At 74.9% G+C, this 16,150-nt stretch carries 9 protein-coding genes; 4 read left to right on the top strand and 5 right to left on the bottom strand.

Features of this window, described 5'->3' with window-relative positions:
* Positions 1-97 precede the first annotated feature (97 nt).
* A complete protein-coding gene (locus tag NQZ70_RS17455; protein ID WP_272828598.1) occupies positions 98-1,384 on the top strand; it encodes an expansin EXLX1 family cellulose-binding protein in 1,287 nt (428 codons plus the stop codon).
* A 294-nt stretch (positions 1,385-1,678) separates the two neighbouring features.
* Positions 1,679-2,806 carry an STAS domain-containing protein gene (locus NQZ70_RS17460; protein WP_129575219.1) on the top strand — a complete coding sequence of 376 codons (1,128 nt, stop codon included), beginning with the start codon at positions 1,679-1,681 and terminating at the stop codon, positions 2,804-2,806.
* Here the strand turns inward: NQZ70_RS17460 and NQZ70_RS17465 are convergent, their stop codons facing one another.
* The 4 genes from NQZ70_RS17465 to NQZ70_RS17480 all read right to left on the bottom strand — a co-directional run bounded on the left by NQZ70_RS17465 (position 2,807) and on the right by NQZ70_RS17480 (position 7,810).
* Positions 2,807-4,258, bottom strand: a complete 1,452-nt coding sequence (locus tag NQZ70_RS17465; RefSeq protein WP_207217878.1) for a hypothetical protein — start codon at positions 4,256-4,258, stop codon at positions 2,807-2,809.
* Positions 4,259-4,446: 188 nt separating this feature from the next.
* Entirely contained in the window at positions 4,447-5,574 is a 1,128-nt protein-coding gene (locus NQZ70_RS17470) for a hypothetical protein (RefSeq protein WP_129575220.1), read from the bottom strand.
* Positions 5,575-5,763: 189 nt separating this feature from the next.
* The gene (locus tag NQZ70_RS17475) at positions 5,764-7,176 is read right to left on the bottom strand and encodes a FecR domain-containing protein (RefSeq protein ID WP_129575221.1); all 1,413 of its coding nucleotides are present in this window, start codon (positions 7,174-7,176) and stop codon (positions 5,764-5,766) included.
* The gene (locus tag NQZ70_RS17480; protein ID WP_129575222.1) at positions 7,169-7,810 is read right to left on the bottom strand and encodes an RNA polymerase sigma factor; all 642 of its coding nucleotides are present in this window, start codon (positions 7,808-7,810) and stop codon (positions 7,169-7,171) included. Before NQZ70_RS17480 ends, NQZ70_RS17475 begins: the two co-directional genes overlap by 8 nt.
* 262 nt (positions 7,811-8,072) lie before the next feature.
* Here NQZ70_RS17480 and NQZ70_RS17485 point away from each other — a divergent pair, with 262 nt between their 5' ends.
* Entirely contained in the window at positions 8,073-13,214 is a 5,142-nt protein-coding gene (locus NQZ70_RS17485; protein WP_129575223.1) for a protein kinase domain-containing protein, read from the top strand.
* A 7-nt stretch (positions 13,215-13,221) separates the two neighbouring features.
* Here NQZ70_RS17485 and NQZ70_RS17490 read toward each other — a convergent pair whose 3' ends face one another.
* Positions 13,222-13,584: a hypothetical protein gene (locus tag NQZ70_RS17490; RefSeq protein ID WP_129575224.1), complete on the bottom strand. Its 363-nt coding sequence runs from the start codon at positions 13,582-13,584 to the stop codon at positions 13,222-13,224.
* A 305-nt stretch (positions 13,585-13,889) separates the two neighbouring features.
* Here NQZ70_RS17490 and NQZ70_RS17495 point away from each other — a divergent pair, with 305 nt between their 5' ends.
* On the top strand, positions 13,890-16,091 hold the full coding sequence (locus NQZ70_RS17495; RefSeq protein WP_165374022.1) for a PilZ domain-containing protein: 2,202 nt from the start codon (positions 13,890-13,892) through the stop codon (positions 16,089-16,091).
* Positions 16,092-16,150 lie beyond the last annotated feature (59 nt).

The raw sequence follows: 16,150 nt of genomic DNA on the forward strand, positions 1-16,150 counted from the left end.
CTCGAGCGATGGCGAGCTCATGAATCTGCATTAATGGAGGTGTTGCCGGTCGCGCCCTCTCGGCGCGCCTACAATGTGGAGACTTAGGATGCGATCTATGGCTTATCGAACCGCTGTTGCTCTGTCTCTCTCTGGCCTCTTCGCCGCCGCGTGCACCGCCGAGGTGCCCGGCGAGGAGGCCGCGGACGACCTCACCAGCGCCGTGGTGACGACCGACGGGCTCGGGGTCGCGGCGCTGACGAGATCGTCCGACTGGGGCAGCGGCTATTGCGCGAACGTGAACGTGGTGAACGAGGGGAGCACGCCGGTGACGTCGTGGACCGTCGTCATCGATCTCAGGCAGTCGACCCTGAGCAACCTGTGGGAGGCCCAATCCAGCCGGAGCGGCTCGCTCCTGACGGTGACCCCTCCTTCCGGGCGCGGGCCGATCCCGGTGGGAGGCGCGACGAGCTTCGGGTTCTGCGCGACCGCGACCGGGGGCGACTACCAGCCGGTGATGGTGTCCATGACCCAGACCGGCGCGACCGGCTCCGGCGCGACGACGAGCTCCGGCGGCACGACCGGCTCGGGGGTCACGACCGGCGCGGGCGGGGCCGGGGGGAGCGGCGGGAGCGGCGGGAGCGGCGGGAGCGGCGGGGGCGCGACGAGCGGCGCCGGCGGCTCGGGCGGCGACGGGAGCGGCGGCACCTGCTCGATGCCGCTCCCGAGCTACGAGAACGGCAACGGATCGGCGACGTGGTACACGCTCGGCTCCGGCGCGGTGAACTGCAGCTTTCCGGTGCTCGGGAGCAACCCGGACAGGGTTGCGCACGTGGCGACCGGCGGAGGGCGGTATTTCGCGGCGCTGAACACGGCCGATTACGACACCGCGGCCGCGTGCGGGGCCTGCGTGGAGGTGAGCCGCGACGACGGGCGCAAGGTCGTGGCGACGGTCGTCGATCAATGTCCGACCGGCAGCAACCCGAAGTGCACGGCCGGGCACATCGATCTGAGCAAGGACGCCTTCCTGCAGATCGGGTCGGCCGAGGAGGGCTATCTCGGGACCGGCAACGGCGGGGCGAAGGGCAAGATCTCGTGGAAGTTCGTCCCGTGCCCGGTCACGGGGAACCTCTCCATCTCGCTGAAGGAGCAGAACAACTGGTGGAACGAGTTCCGGGTGCAGGGCCACCGCAACCCGATCGACAAGGTCGAGGTCCAGCTCGACGGGGTGTGGAAGGCGGCCACGCGGCGGGACTACAACTACTGGCGTGTCGGCGACGGCAGCATGAAGCCTGGGCCGTGGCGCGTGCGCGTGACCGACGTCTTCGGCGAGGCGATCGAGGCCACGGTCCAGGTCAGCACGGCCGAGCAGACCGCGTCGGCCCAGTTCTCGACGTGCGAGTGAGCCTCATCCCATCACCGCGCCCGATCTTCACATCCACGCTCCGGCGCGCGGCGCCCGCTGCCCCGCCGGAGCCGCCGTGATTCGCGCCGACCCCGGCGAGGGGATCCATTCACCGCTGCTCCGGCCTCGCCTCCCGAGGAGGCCGTCACGGACGTGCGCTCCCGCGTGAGCCCCGGACTGCCGTCTTGGCCGGATCGGGGCCTATCGCGGCTCGCCCGTCGAGGGCGACGCGCGCCGGGCTGAGCCGGTACACTGCGGCAGGCGGGCGGGTGAGCTCGTGGATTCGGAGAATTTATGAGCACAAGCTCTCAGCTTCTGGACGAGAAGATCCGCATCGACGTCGGGGGGATGCCGATCGAGTGGGACGTCGCGCGCGGGCAGTGCACCTGGGCCGGTGTCCCGTCGGTGTCCATGTTCGTGCCGAGCAGCGTGCTCGGGCTGATGTCCGGCTTCCAGCGGATGGCGGGGACCGAGCGCTTCAACCTGGCCGTGGAGAGCGGCGGTCGGCTCAGCGTCGATGACGACTGGACGTTCCTCTCCGGCTATCCGACGTTCGAGGAGGGCTTCAGGGCGCTCGGCATCGGGGCGGCCACCGCGGGCTGGGGCCTGTGGCAGGTGGTCTCCATCGACCGAGCGCGGAAGGAGGCGCGCTTCCGCGTGATGAACGGGTGGGAGGCGCTCTATCAGAAGGAGCTCGACGTCTGCTGGGGGAGCAGCATGATGGCGGGCAAGCTGGCCGGATATTGCACGAGGCTGTTCGGTCAGGAGTGCGAGGTCGAGCAAACGTCGTTCGCGGCGCGGGGCGATCCCCACGACGAGTTCACGGTGCGCCCCGCCACGACCACCCTGGAGGAGCGGCTGAACCGCCTGCTCGACGAGGAGCGGGCGACGAAGGCGGATCTGGCGATCGCGCTGCTCAAGCTCAAGCGCGAGGTGGAGGAGCGGGCCCGCATCGCCGAGGAGCTCCAGACGACCGAGCAGGAGCTGCGCGAGAAGCTGTCGGTCATCGAGCGGCAGCAGCGCGAGCTGCGCGCGCTCGCCACCCCGATCATCCAGGTGTGGGACGGTGTGCTGGCGCTCCCCTTGATCGGCACGCTCGACGGCGTGCGGGCCGGGGTGATCACGGAGGAGCTGCTCGACGCGATCGTCCGGACCGGCGCCCGCTATGCGATCCTCGATATGACCGGGGTCGACGGCATGGATGAGGCGACGGCCGACCACGTGATCCGGATCGTCCGCGCGGTCGAGCTGCTCGGCGCCAAGGGGGTCATCACCGGGGTGCGCCCGGCGGTGGCGGCGCTGATCACGTCGCTCGGCCTCGACATGGCCGCCGTGGTCACGCTGCGGAACGTCCGCGAGGGGCTGCGGATGTGCCTTCGATCGCTGGCGGGCGCGCCCGCCGGCGGCGGCGGCGGGAGGTAGTCACGGGCGAGCGCCGGCGCCGCCTGCGCCAGCTGTCCCACCGGCGCCGCCTGCGCCGCCTGCGCCACCGGCCTCGCCTGCGCCACCGACGCCGCCTGCGCCGCCAGTGCTCTCCGTGCCGCCGGCGCCAGCCGCACCACCGGCGCCGCCCGCCCCACCGGCGCCGCCAGCGCCGCCAGCGCCGCCCGCCCCACCAGCGCCGCCCGCCCCACCGGCGCCGCCAGCGCCGCCCGCACCGCCTGCGCCGCCTGCGCCAGCCGCACCGCCTGCGCCGCCTGCGCCCTCCGTGCCGCCTGCGCCGCCCGCACCGCCAGCGCCCGCATCGTCCAGCGGGTATCTCTCATTGAGGCACAGCGGGCCATCCGGCGTCTGGGTGCAGACCTCGCCTGCTCTCCTGCAATCCCTCTGGCCGAGCGGGCATTTCGTCGGTCTGAAGATGCAGAAGCCGTTGCTCTCCAGCCCCACGAACGTGCACGAGGCGCGCGGCATCAAGCAGTCGCCGTGAGTCGTGCACGCCTTGGCGCAGACACCGGTGTCGCCGATGCCGGGATCCTTGTCGAGCGTGTAGATGCACATCCCGCTCCGCAGCCCTCCACAGTCCTCGTTCGCGACGTCCCCGCCGAGCGTGCACAGCCCGGCGCAGGCATCGAGCCCCGGGCCGAAGTTGACGCACCACCCCGCGCAGGGATCGGCGCCCTCGTCCCCGACCTCGCAGGGTGAGCCCGCTGGCAGTCCCGTCGTCGGCTCGTCGACGCAGAGGTTGATCCGGGGGTCGCACGCGCGGCCGGCGCACTGGCTGTCCATGCCGCAGCTCGGCATGCACACCGATACGTCACCGATGCTTTCGCAGCGAAGATCCTCGCGGCCGCGGCACTTCCCCGGATCGAGCTCGTCGGTGATCGTGACGAGCGGGGGCTCTCCCAGGGGGCACCCCAGAAGACAGATGCCTTCGACGCACGCGCTGCCCTCGCCCTCGCAATCGCCGTCGGCAGCGCACGACGTCGTGCAGTACCCGCCCGCCGGGCCTCCGCCGAAGAACTCATTGCCCGTGGCGGAGAGGCAAATGCCGCTCGGGCCGCAGTCGGCGTCCACCTCGCACCGGTCGCCGAGCCCCCCGTCGCCGTATCCGCCGCTGCCGCCGTCGCCGCTGCCGCCGTCGCCGCTGCCGCCGTCGCCGCCGCCGCCGCCGCCGCTGCCCCCGTCGCCCCCGTCGCCGCTTCCGCCGCCGTCGCCGTTGCCGCTGCCCCCATTGCCGCCGTCGCCATTGCCGCTGCCCCCGTCGGCGCCGGAGCCGCCGTCGCCGCCCACGCCCGAGCTGGCGCTCCCGGAAACGGTGCTCGCGCTCGTCGAGCTCCCTCCCGCGCCGTCGTCCGCGTCGTCAGAGCAACCGAGGAACCCTGTCGAAAGGGCGAGCGTGGTGAGCAAAGTCGCCGAAATCGTTCGCGTTTTCATCGATGTCTCCCGCGCCAGGAGGCCCGGCCCGCAGCGGGCGCGCCCTCGACCGATCTCGAGACAGTAACGGAATCGGCGCTGCTCCAACATCGACAAGGGGGGGCCTGCGACAGATGATTTCGTGCGGCGAAGGGGCCGTGTGCGGCGGCCTCAGGTCTCCCGATGAGCGCCTGCGCGGCGGCCCTGACTCACAGCCGCACGAGAAGCCCCAGAAACCCCGCGAACGTCGGCCTGCCCGCCGTTCCGAGCCGCTCGCCCCCCAGCGTCACGACGGCGCGAGGCTCGGCGAAGATCGCGTGCGCGTCGAGCAGGAGCGCCGCGCGGTCGGTGAGGCGCAGCCCGGCGCCCCCGCCGAGGCTCGCGGCGATCGACCAGACCTCGCCCGTGGCGCTCCGGAGCGGCGGCAGGGGATCGCCGGCGATGAACAGGTGGACCGCGCCCACGCCGGCCGAGAGCACGGGCGAGATCGCGGCGCCCGTCTCCGGCGCCCACACGGCCTCCAGGAGCGCCATCTCCTGGCGGACCGACACCGCGCCGAGCGCGCCCTCGAGCGCCGGCCCGAGCGCCGGCCCCGCGAACGTCAGCCGCGCCGCGAGCCCCGCCGGCAACGCGCCCCCGCCGCCGCCCGCGCCGTACGACAGCCGCAGCGCCGGACCGAGCGCCGGCCCGATGCCGCCCGCGCCGAGGAGCGCCGCGAGCCCGGCCTCCACGCCGAAGCCCGCGAGCAGCCCGGGCCGCTCGGCGGCCGGCTCGGCGCCGGCCTGCCGCCGCACCGGCGCCATCCACCGCTGCACGTCCTCGGGGACGGCGGCGCGCGCGCCGCCCGCCGCGCCCTCGGGCGGCGCGCGCGACGAGAGCAGGCTCGCCTCCAGCAGGCTCGCCTGCAGGAGCTCCACGGCGCGTACGGCCATCACCGAGGGCGCCGCGGCGCCGGACACCTCCACCGTGCGCACGACCGTCTTCTGCGTCACCCGGTCGACGATCCAGAGGTCCGCCGTCGCGCCCGCCCCGGAGCGGAAGATCGCCGCGGCCGCGAACGCGCCCTCGTCCAGCGCGGCGCGCTCCAGCGCGGCGCGCGCGTCGCCCTCGCGCCGCCCCGGGACGCGCACCACCTCGAACCCCGCCGCGCCGAGCTCGGCCCGGAGCCGCGTGGCGGCCTCGCGGACCAGCGGGTCGTCCGCGTCGGCCTCGACGATCACGACCCGCGAGGCGGCCGCCGCGGCCCCCTGCGACGGCGCAGGCGGCGCCGCCGCCGCCCGCGCGGGGGCGAGCGCCGGGGCGAGCAGGAGCCAGGTCAGCAGGGTGAAGGAGCGCACACGCGAGGGATTATCAGATCGCGGGCACGGGCGGATACGCGCCGAGGCCGCACGCGCGCGCCGGGGACAGCCACGCCCCACCGCCGTTCTGGCCCACCATGCGTTGCCATCGAGACGGAACGCGGGGCGCCGTAGGATGCCCTCGCCCGAAGTCGCGATGGGAGCGAAACAGCGCTCTCCCGCCAGGCGTCACGGCTCCGCGAGATCGCGCGCCACGGGCGCGTGCGCGCCGCGCGGGTAGCGCTTCAGGTAGAGCTCCGCGACCGGCCGCGCCGCGGCCCGGCCGGCCGTGCGCTCGACGGCGACCATCTTGCGGCCGAGCGCCTCGGCGGCGAACGGGCCGCCCGGCGACTCGGCGAGGTACGCGTCGTACCAGGCCACCGCCGCCCCCGGCGAGCCGCCGTCGTCGACCATGCGCCCGAGCAGGAAGGCCGCCGCCTTCCCGGCGCTCGTCCCGGGGAACCGCTTGCGCGTCGCCGTCAGCGCGCGCTGCGCGACGTCGCCGCGGCGCGCGTACCGCGCCGCGTCCGCCAGCGCGACGAGGTCGTCGAGCGAGCCGTGCTCGAGCACGCCGCCGAGGCCGCGCTGCTCCGCCTCGGCCAGGACCGACCGGAAATCCCCCGCCGCCACGCGCTTCGCCCAGCTCGGCCCCGCGACGGCGCCGGAGGGCGCCGCCGCCGCCGAACCGTCCGGCGGAGGGCCCGCGGGCGCCCCCTCAGCCCGCGAGCCCTCCGGCCGTGCGGCCCCGGCGCCGCTATCGACGTCGCCGGGCCCGATGTTCCTCTCTCCTCCGGGCGGCGCCGCGCCCGCGGACGACGGCGCCCGCTCGGCCGGCCCCGCCGCGCTGCCCACCGCGCCGGCCGCGTCGACGCTCGAGATCTGCACGTCGCCCTCGCGCATCCGCGCCACGAGCCGCTGCCCGGCGCGGAGCGGCAGCCCTTCGGGCGCGAGCGGCCCGCGCACGGTCACGCTCCCCTCGCGCAGATCGACGCGCAGGGTGCCGTCGCCGCGCGTCCACGACACGTCGAACGCCGTGCCGGTGACCAGCACCGCGAACGGCCCCGCCTCGACCGACCAGCGCGCCTTCGGCCGTCGCGTCACGCGCAGCGACGCCCGGCCGTCCTCGAGCAGCATGCGCGCCCCGGCCGCGTCGACCTCCGCCACGCGCAGCGCGCTGCCCGGCGCGAGCGCGACGGTGGTGCCGTCCGTGAAGCGGAGCCGGGCCTCCTCGGTCGTCGCGGCGATGTAGCCGCCCGCGGCGCCGGGCGCGCCCTCGACCGCGTAGTCGAGCCGCCGCGCCGGCCAGAGCGCGACGAGCGCGACCGCGAGCGCCGCCGCGCCGGCGAGCGCGAGGCCCCACCGCGCGCGCCCCGCGTGCGCGGGCGAGAGGCCGAGGAAGCGGAGCCACGCGTCGACGCGGCTCAGGGCTGTCACGCGGCTCGCGACCCAGCCCAGGGCGCCGCCGCGCCGCTGGGCTGCCCCGCGGCTCACCGCCTCCACGAAGCGGGCGCGCTCGGCGGCGTCGTGCGCCGCGTCGACGTCGGCGGCGATGCCCTCCCGCGCGAGATCGGCGAGCCGGCTCAACTTCTCCGCGTCATTCATCGTGCTCTCCTCCGCAGGCAAGGAGGCTCCCGGGCTGATCGAGCGCTTGCGGGGCCTTCGTGAGGTAGGCCGAGAGCGCGGGATCGCGCTGCGCGGCGGTGAGGATCCGGTGGGACGCGCGCGCGAGGTGGCGCTTCGTCGTGGCCAGGGAGCACCCGAGCGCGGCGGCGATCTCGGTGAGCTCGAGCCCCTCGATGAACCGCAGGACGAAGAGCGTCCGCGAGCGGTCGTCCACCTGGTCGAGGATGCCGTAGAGCCGCGCGAGCGCCGCGCGCCCCTGCGGATCCTGCTGCGCGCCGCCGACGTCCGGGAGCTCGCCCGAGGGCGACAGCTGGAGCCAGCGACGCAGGCGCCGGCGCCGCAGCTCGGCGCGCGCCACGCGCACCGCGATGCCGACGATGAAGCTCGAGAGCAGCGACGGATCGCGCAGGTCCTTCGCCACGCGGAAGAAGCGCAGGAACGTGTCCTGCACGTGGTCGTCGACCTCGTCGCCCGGGCCGAGGGTGCGCTTCAGGATCCGGCGCACGATCGGCGCGAACCGCTGCCACACGATCGGCGCGGCGCCCGGGTGCCCCTGCGCGGCGGCGCGCGCCAGCGCCACGTCGTCGGTCGCGGACAGCGGTAGCGCCTGCACGCTCCCCCTGTGCGGGGAGGGCGCGACCGCTGTCAAGGGCGGGACGGTCGACCGACGGCCTGGGATCACGTCCAGCAGTGTTCTCCAGAGGTCCGCCGCGGCTCAACATTCGGCGTGCCCGCGCACCGGAGGAGCTCCCGACAAGGAACGAGAAGGAACATCGATTGGATGTGCGCGGAATCATTGATTTCGGCCACGGCGGCCCCCGACGCGACGTCGAACGCCGTCACGGTAGCTTCCGTATCAGCTGTACCCTGTATGCATGACGACACTTGGCGCGGCTCATGCCACCGGATCAGCGAGCCCGCCGCAGGGCTACGCCGCGGAGGCCATCCTCCACCAGGGGACCATGATCACCGTGCGCCGCGCGCGCCGCGTGTCGGACGGGCAGCCCGTCGTGATGAAAGGACCGAGCGCCGGGCGGGCGTCGCCGCGCGCGATCGCGAGGCTCCGTCACGAGGTGGTGATCACGCGCGAGATCGCGCACCCGGGCGTCCTCCGTATCCTCGACGTCGAGGAGAGCGACGGGGGGCCCGTGCTGGTCCTGGAGGACTTCGGCGGCGCGTCGCTCGACATCGTCCTGCGGAGCAACAGGCTCAGCCTGGCCATGACCCTGCGGATCGGCATCCACGTCGCGGACGCCCTCGCGTCGCTGCACCACGCGGGCGTCATTCACAAGGACGTCAAGCCGCACAACATCCTCGTCCGCCTCGATCCGCTGGTGGTCAAGCTCTCCGACTTCGGGATCGCAACGCGCCTGTCGCAGGAGGCGCCGCGGGCCGAGAGCCCGGACGCCGCGGAGGGGACCCTGGCGTACATGTCGCCCGAGCAGACGGGCTGGATGAACCGCAGCCTCGACTGCCGGACGGACCTCTACTCCCTTGGCGTCACCCTCTACGAGATGCTCACGGGCGCTCCCCCGTTCACAGCGCCGAGCGCCATGGAGCTCGTTCACTGCCACCTGGCCAGGACGCCGACGCCGCCGCACGCCGCGTCGGCCGAGATCCCGCGCGTCGTCTCCGATCTCGTCATGAAGCTCCTCTCCAAGGCCGCCGAGGATCGGTATCCGTGCGCCGAGGCGCTGCGAGCCGATCTCGAGGAGTGCCTCCGGAGGTACGAGGCCGACGGCCGCGTCGATCCTTTCCCGCTCGGCGAGCGCGACGCGGGCGGCCGGCTCTGGCTGCCCGAGAAGCTCTACGGGCGCGAGGCCGAGACGCAGGCAGTCGTGGCCGCGTGCGAGCGCGCGGCGGCCGGCGCCGTCGAGCTCTTGCTCATCTCCGGCCACGCCGGCGTCGGCAAGTCCGCCCTCGTCCGCGAGGTCTACAAGGTGCTCGCGCGGCGGCCCGGGTACTTCGTGTCGGGGAAGTTCGGCCAGCTCAAGCAGCGCACCCCCTACGCGGCCATCGCGCAGGCGTTCGGCGAGCTGTGCGAGCGCATGCTGTCGGAGGGCGAGGAGCCCATGGCGCGCTGGAAGGCCCGGCTGAGCGCCGCGCTCGGCTCGATCGGGCAAGTCGTCGTCGACGTGATCCCCGAGATCGAGCGCGTCGTCGGACCCCAGCCCGCCGTGCAGCCGCTCGGGCCGAACGAGTCGAAGAACCGCTTCAGCCTCGCGTTCCAGACCTTCGTCCGCGCCGTCACGGAGGAGCACCTCCTCGTGCTCTTCATCGACGACCTCCAGTGGGCCGACCCGGCCTCGCTGAAGCTCCTCGATCTCCTGATGACCGATCCCGGCGGCCGCGGGATGCTCGTGATCGGCGCTTACCGCGACCAGGAGGTCGACGACGCCCACCCGCTGGCGAGGCTCGTCCGCGACCTGCGGGCGGCGAACGCGCCCGCCTCCGATGTGTGGCTCGGGCCGCTCGAGATCGAGGACATCCGCCGGCTCCTCGCCGACGCCCTGCGCTGCCGCCTCGAGGACACGGACGCCTTCGCGGCGCTGATCCTGGAGAGGACCGCGGGCAACCCGTTCTTCATCCACCAGCTCCTGCACGCGCTCGCCGGCGAGGGGATCGTGCGCTTCGATCCGGCCGCGGGGGCGTGGGCGTGGAGCCTCGAGCGCGCCCGGAGCGCGGAGGGCGCGGAGGGCGTCGTCGAGCTGATGTCCGCGAAGATCCGGCGGCTCGCGCCCGGCGCGCAGCGCGCCATCCGGCTCGCCGCCTGCGTTGGCCACCGCTTCGACCTCAGGACGCTCGCGCTCGTCGCCGAGCAGCCCCCGGGCGAGGTGGCCGCGGCGCTCTGGGACGCCCTGCGGGAGGGCCTTATCGTGCCCCTCGATCCCGAGTACCGCTTCGTCCATGCCGGCGACGCGGCGGTCGCGGGCAGGCTGCTCGAGGACCCCTCGTTCCGCGTCTCGTATCGGTTCCTGCACGATCGCGTCCAGCAGGCGGCGTACGCGCTCATCGACGAGCCGGAGCGGAAGCGGCTGCACCACCGCATCGGCCGGCTGCTCGCGGCGAGCCTCGGCGAGGACCCGAGCGACGAGGAGCTGTTCGTCGTCGTCGGCCACCTGAACGTCGCGGCGGCCCTGATCGAGGGCGCGGCGGAGCGCGGCGAGCTCGTGCGGCTCAACCTGGCCGCGGGGCGGCGCGCGCAGGCGGCGACCGCGTATGACGCCGCGTTCGGCTACCTGAGCGCCGCGGTGTCCGCGCTCGGCCCGGATCCGTGGGCCGGCGAGCCGGGCCTCGCCTTCGACGTCTTCGACATCCATGCCGCGAAGGCCGAGTGCGCGCACCTGAGCGGCCGCTGCGATGAGGCGGAGGCGCTCTTCGACGCCCTCCTCGAGCGCGCCGCCTCGGACGTGGAGCGCGCGCGCCTTTACTGCATGCGGATGGTCCTCTACAACGCGCAGCACCGCTGGGCGGACACGCTCGCGGTGGCGCTCCAGGGCCTGCGCCTCTTCGGCATGGAGGTGCCCACCGAGGGCGAGGCGCTCGCCGCCGCGCTCCGCGCGGAGCTCGCCGAGGCCGAGCGCGGCTTCGCCGCCCGGCGGGGCGAGGACGTCGGCGCGGGCCCGGAGCTCGCCGATCCGCGCGTCAGGGTCGTGGTGGAGATGCTCGGCTACGGCTCGCCATCGGCGTATTTCCTCAACCCGCCGCTGGCCCAGCTCCTCGCCGTCAGGATGGCGAACCTGTCGCTCCGGCACGGGAGCTCGCCGATGGCCAGCGTGGCGTACGTGTACCACGGCTTCTACCTGGCCGCGTTCTGGGGCCAGCCGCACGAGGGCTACAGGATCGTGCGGATGGGCGTCGCCCTGAACGACAGGTACCGGGTCGATGCCATCAGGGCGAAGCTCGACTTCAACTACGGGGTCGTCATGAACCTCTCGAGGCCGCAGCGCGAGCCGCTCGAGGCCCTCCAGCGGGCGCGGGTCGCCGGGATGGAGACCGGCGACTTCATGTTCGCGTCGGCGTCCTCCAACATCCTCGCCCAGATGAAGCTCAGCCTGGAAGGCGAGCTCCGGCGCGTGCGCGAGGACGTCGGCGGGTTCCTGCGCTTCACCTCCCGCACGAAGGATGCGCTGTCGACGGCGGTCCAGACCGTCGCGCGGCAGGTGATCCAGAACCTCGAGGGGCGCACGCTGGACCGCGGCACGCTGAGCGACGCCGGCTTCGACGAGGACGCCCTCGTGCCGAAGCTCGAGGCGGTGGGCTTCGCGATCGTCGCCGGCTTCTACTACACGAACAAGCTCGCGCTCGCGTACCTCTACGGCGATCACGAGGGCGCGCTCCGGATGGCGCGCCGCGCGAACGAGCGGGCCCGCGCCCTGACGGGCCAGTACATCGGCATCGTCGATCTGCCGCTCTACACCTGCCTCACCATCCTGGCGCTCGGCCCTCGGGCGAGCGGGGAGGAGGGCGGCGCGCTGGCCGAGATGCTCGCGTCGAGCCACGACAAGCTCGCCGTCCTCGCGCGGAATTGCCCCGAGCTCCGGCACCTGGAGCTGCTCGTCCGGGCGGAGCGCGCGCGCGTCGCCGGGGAGGCGCTGGAGCCGATCCTCGAGCTCTACCAGCAGGCGAGCGACGCCGCGGAGCAGGCGGGGTACGTGCGCTACCGCGCGCTCGTCAGCGAGCTCTGCGGCAGGTTCCTCGCCTCGAGGCGCGTGCCGTGGCTCGCGCGGTCGTGCCTCGTCGAGGCCTACCAGGCCTACGCGCGCTGGGGCGCCACGGCCAAGCTGCGGCAGATGGAGGAGGCCTACGTCGAGCTGCTCCCCCGCGCGGCGGCGGGCCAGCCCGCGTCCGCGGACCTCCTGTCGAACCTGACCTCGGTCGCCTCGTCGACCACGGAGATGGCCGCGCGGCGCGTGGCGCTGCTCGACGCGGCGGCGCTCATCCGCGCCGCGCAGGCGGTGGCGCGCGAGATCGACCTCGGCCGCGTCATGGCGCGGCTGCTCCGGCTCGCCGTCGAGAGCGTCGGCGCCCAGCGGGGCGCGCTGATCCTGGACCACGAGGGCGGGCCGCGCGTGGAGGCCGTCGTCGAGGACGAGGGCGAGGTGCGCGTCGGCCCGTCCACGCCCGTGCGCGAGAGCGGCGCCGCGGCCGCCCGGGTGATCGAGCTCGCGATGAGCGCCGGGGGCGCCGTCGTCGTGGCGGACGCCGCGCAGGACGCGCGGCTCGATGGCGATCCCTACGTCGCGGCGCGCAAGCCGCGATCGGTGCTCGCGCTGCCCATGGTGAGCCAGGGGGAGGTCTCGGGCATCCTCTATCTGGAGAACAACGCCGCGCCCGACGTGTTCTCGCCCGCCCGCCTCGACGTGCTCGAGCTCGTCGCCGCGCAGGCCGCCATCGCCGTGAACAACGCGCTGCTCTACGCGCGCGTCCAGGCGGCGAGCGACGAGCTCCGCCGCGCCAACGACGCGCTCGAGGCGGCCGTCGCCGCCCGCACCGCGGAGCTCTCGTCGGCGATGGCGCGGCTCGAGGAGGAGCTCGCCGAGCGGGCGCGCGCCGAGCAGGAGCGCGCCGGCCTGCAGGAGGACCTCATCCGCGTGCAGCGCGAGCGGCTCGCGGAGCTGTCGACGCCGCTCATCCCGATCACCGATCGCGTCATGGTGATGCCGCTCATCGGGACGATGGACGCGCAGCGCGCGGACGAGGCGCTCGCCGCGGCGCTCCGCGGCGTGTCGGAGACGGGGGCCCAGGTCGTCATCCTGGACATCACGGGCGTGCGGGGCGTGGACAGCAGCGTCGCGGCCACGCTCCTGCGCACCGCCGCCGCGCTGCGCCTGCTCGGCGCCGAGGCGGTGATCACCGGCATCGGCCCCCGCGTGTCGCAGACGCTCGTCGGCCTCGACATCGATCTCGGCGGGACCGTCGTCCAGGGGACGCTCCAGCGCGGGATCGCCTACGCGATCCGGAGGACCGGCGAGGCGCCGCGGCTCGGGGGCCGCTCGTCCGGCGGCCGCCCCTGAGCGCGGTTCAGTTGGCGAGCTTGTTCTCCTCGCGGTGGCCGAAGATCGCCTCCCAGTTCGAGCGGTAGGCGTCGGTCGCGACCTGGGCGGGGCCCGACCGGGGCGAGTCGGCCCCGCGGGGCCCCGGGAGCAGCACCTCCACGTCGAAGAGCCGGGCGTGCTCGGAGCGCTGCGTCAGCTTCACGAGCTCTCCGGCCAGCGGGCGCCCGTGCTCGGTGGGCCGCAGCTCGCCGATCTCGAGCCGGTCCTCCCGGCTCCGGATGACCCGGAAGCCCTCGCCCTGCTCGACGGGGCTGTGGATGAAGACGACGTCCTGATTCGCGGGCGGCGCGGGCTTGTCGTGTTTCTGCGGCGGCTCGTCCTTGCCCATTACCCAGAGCTTCCCACGTTTGCCCCCTGGGGCGCCAGGCGAAGCGAGCGGCCGGATCCACGCGGCACCCACGTCCCGCGGCGCCGCGGGGCCTCCAAAAATCCACGCCGCGCCCGCGTCCCGCGGCGCCGCGGGGCCTCCAAAATTTGGCCAGCGCGGGGCTTACGCCGTACTGCCGGCCAGTGGGCCCTCTGCACCGCGGAGGTCCCGCGATCGCGGACGCGGCCTCGCGGCCGAGGCGGAGGAATGGGCGTATGAACGTTCGAGGCGCAGACGGAGATGGCGTTCGCAGGGCGCCGGAATCCTTGGAGAAGGATCGCGAGGGCGGCGAGCGGCGCGCCGGCGCCGGGCAGCGGGTCCGCATCGAGGCGCTCGTCGCGGTCGGCGAGACGTCGGGCGGCGGCTTCGAGGCCGAGTCGATCGACATGTCGCCCGAGGGGATGCGCCTGCGCACGGCGTACCTGCCGCGGATCGGCGACGCGCTGATCTGCCGCTTCGACGGGCTCGGCAAGGAGCTCGTCGTCGAGGGCGAGGTCTGCTGGCGCGCCGAGCAGGCGCGCGGCGGCGAGTTCGGCCTGCGCTTCACCGGCCTCGATCCGGAGGCGGAGGAGGCGGTGCGCGCGATGTGCTCGTCGATGGACGTCGGCGCCGCCGGCTCCGCGCCGGCGCTCACGATCCCGTCCGGCGCGGGGCAGGGGACGGCGCAGCGCGGCGCGCGCGTGCGGCTCCACATCGACGGGCTGGGCTCGCCCATGAAGGCGCGCGTGCGCGCGGGTGGGCTCGACGACCTCGAGGTCGGCTCCAACCTGGAGTTCCTCAAGGTGGGCCGCTCCCTCGAGCTGGAGGAGGTCGAGCAGGGCACGCGCCGCGAGGCGTACATCGACCACGTGAAGGTCGAGGTCGACCCGGCGACGAGCGTGCCGCAGCTCGTGGTCACGCTTCGCTACGAGGCGCCTCGCGCGGCCAGGGCGTCGCGGCCGCGGGCGTCGTCCGAGACGCTGCCCCCGGCGAGGTCCGCGGCGGCGCTCGACGCCGGGGCGCCCGCGCGGGCGCCGTCGGTGCCGCCGCCGGGCGAGGGCGCGCGGGCGTCGTCGGCGCCGCAGGGCGAGCGCGCGACGGCGCGGGCGTCGTCGGCGCCGCCGCGCGATCCGCAGGGCGAGCGCGCGACGGCGCGGGCGTCGTCGGCGCCGCCGCGCGATCCGCAGGGCGAGCGCGCGACGGCGGGCGCGAGCGGCGGCGCGGCGGCCCCGGCGGACGACGATCACGACGGCGACGTGTCGCCGCCGGCGCTCTCGGCGCGGGAGGCGCCCGCGGCGGACGCGGCGCCGGCCTCGGCGCAGGACGCGGCGCCGCCGCCCTCGCAGGAGGGGTCGGACGAGGCGGGCTCCGCGCAGGCGGCCGGCGCGCAGCCGAGCCGGCTGCGCGACGTCGGCGAGAAGGCCGCGATGGCGAGCAAGGCCGTCGCGGGCACGATCGGGCCGGCGCTCGCCGGCGCCGGGGCGCGCGCGGCCACGGCGATGGCCGGCATGGTGGCGCGGATCAAGGCGCGGCGCGCCGCGCGCGCGGCCGGCGAGGACGGGTCGGGCAAGGACGGCGGCCCGCGCCGCAAGACGGCGCCGCCGCCGGCCGGCGCGCTGAAGTCCGGCGGGCGCCGGCTCGTGCGCGAGGAGGCCGAAGAGGCGGCGGGCGAGGGGACGGAGCCGCCGCGCTTCAACAAGAAGGCGGCCGCCGCCGGGAGCTTCCTCGGGCTGGCGGCGGTGCTCGTGGTGTTCGGGGCCGCGCGCCTCCTCGGCCTGCGCGGCGGCGACGCGCCCGCCGCCGGGGCTGCGGAGGGGGCCGCGAGCGCGTCGGCGCTGCCGGCGTCGTCCGGCGCGCCCGCCCTGCCGGCGGCCGCGGCGACGGCGGCCGCGCCGGGCGGCGTGCTGACGGCGAACGTCCCGCTGTTCGGCGCGACGCCGCTGTCGACGACGGAGCCCGTGCCGCCGACGCCGCCCGCCGATCCGAACGCCCAGGCCGGCGATCCGCTCGAGCGGTCCGCCGCGGTGCCTGGCGGCCCCGGCGACGAGGACGACGCGGAGGCGGACGAGGACGAGCGGGAGGGCCTGAAGGAATGGGGCCACGGGTCCGTGCGGAGCCCCATCGTGCTGAAGCTGAAGATGGACGGCCCCATCAAGGAGCTGAACGGCGCGGCCGGCGCGATGGGCTTCACGGTGTCGCTGCCCGACCGGCGCGCGCTGTCCTCGGGCAGCGGCCTCGCCCAGAAGGACAAGCGCATCGCGTCGGTGCGCGTGGTCAACACGCCGCACGGCGCCGAGATCACCCTGCAGTTCAAGGACGGCGTGCCCGCCTACAAGGCCAAGGCGCGCGGCGATCGCCTGGAGATCTCGCTCGGCCGCGACGAGCCGAAGAAGGTGGCGTCGAAGTCGAAGAAGGAGAAGGCGAAGGCCGCCGACGAGAAGAAGAAGAAGGGCGAGAAGCAGAGCGGCAAGAAGGACAGGGAGCGCTGAGGCGCGCCCGGCCGGAGCTCCCGCCCCTCAGGCGCGCCTCCAGCGCAGCGGGAGCGCCA

The organism is Sorangium sp. So ce836 (assembly GCF_028553905.1).
In the GTDB taxonomy this organism is placed as follows: Bacteria; Myxococcota_A; Polyangia; order Polyangiales; family Polyangiaceae; genus Sorangium; species Sorangium cellulosum_D.

Bases quoted from the DNA above. Each gene is read 5' to 3' on its own strand.
- NQZ70_RS17455 (WP_272828598.1), top strand. From the start codon at position 98: ATGGCTTATCGAACCGCTGTTGCTCTGTCTCTCTCTGGCCTCTTCGCC.
- NQZ70_RS17460 (WP_129575219.1), top strand. From the start codon at position 1,679: ATGAGCACAAGCTCTCAGCTTCTGGACGAGAAGATCCGCATCGACGTC.
- NQZ70_RS17465 (WP_207217878.1), bottom strand. From the start codon at position 4,258: ATGAAAACGCGAACGATTTCGGCGACTTTGCTCACCACGCTCGCCCTT.
- NQZ70_RS17475 (WP_129575221.1), bottom strand. From the start codon at position 7,176: ATGAATGACGCGGAGAAGTTGAGCCGGCTCGCCGATCTCGCGCGGGAG.
- NQZ70_RS17485 (WP_129575223.1), top strand. From the start codon at position 8,073: ATGACGACACTTGGCGCGGCTCATGCCACCGGATCAGCGAGCCCGCCG.
- NQZ70_RS17490 (WP_129575224.1), bottom strand. From the start codon at position 13,584: ATGGGCAAGGACGAGCCGCCGCAGAAACACGACAAGCCCGCGCCGCCC.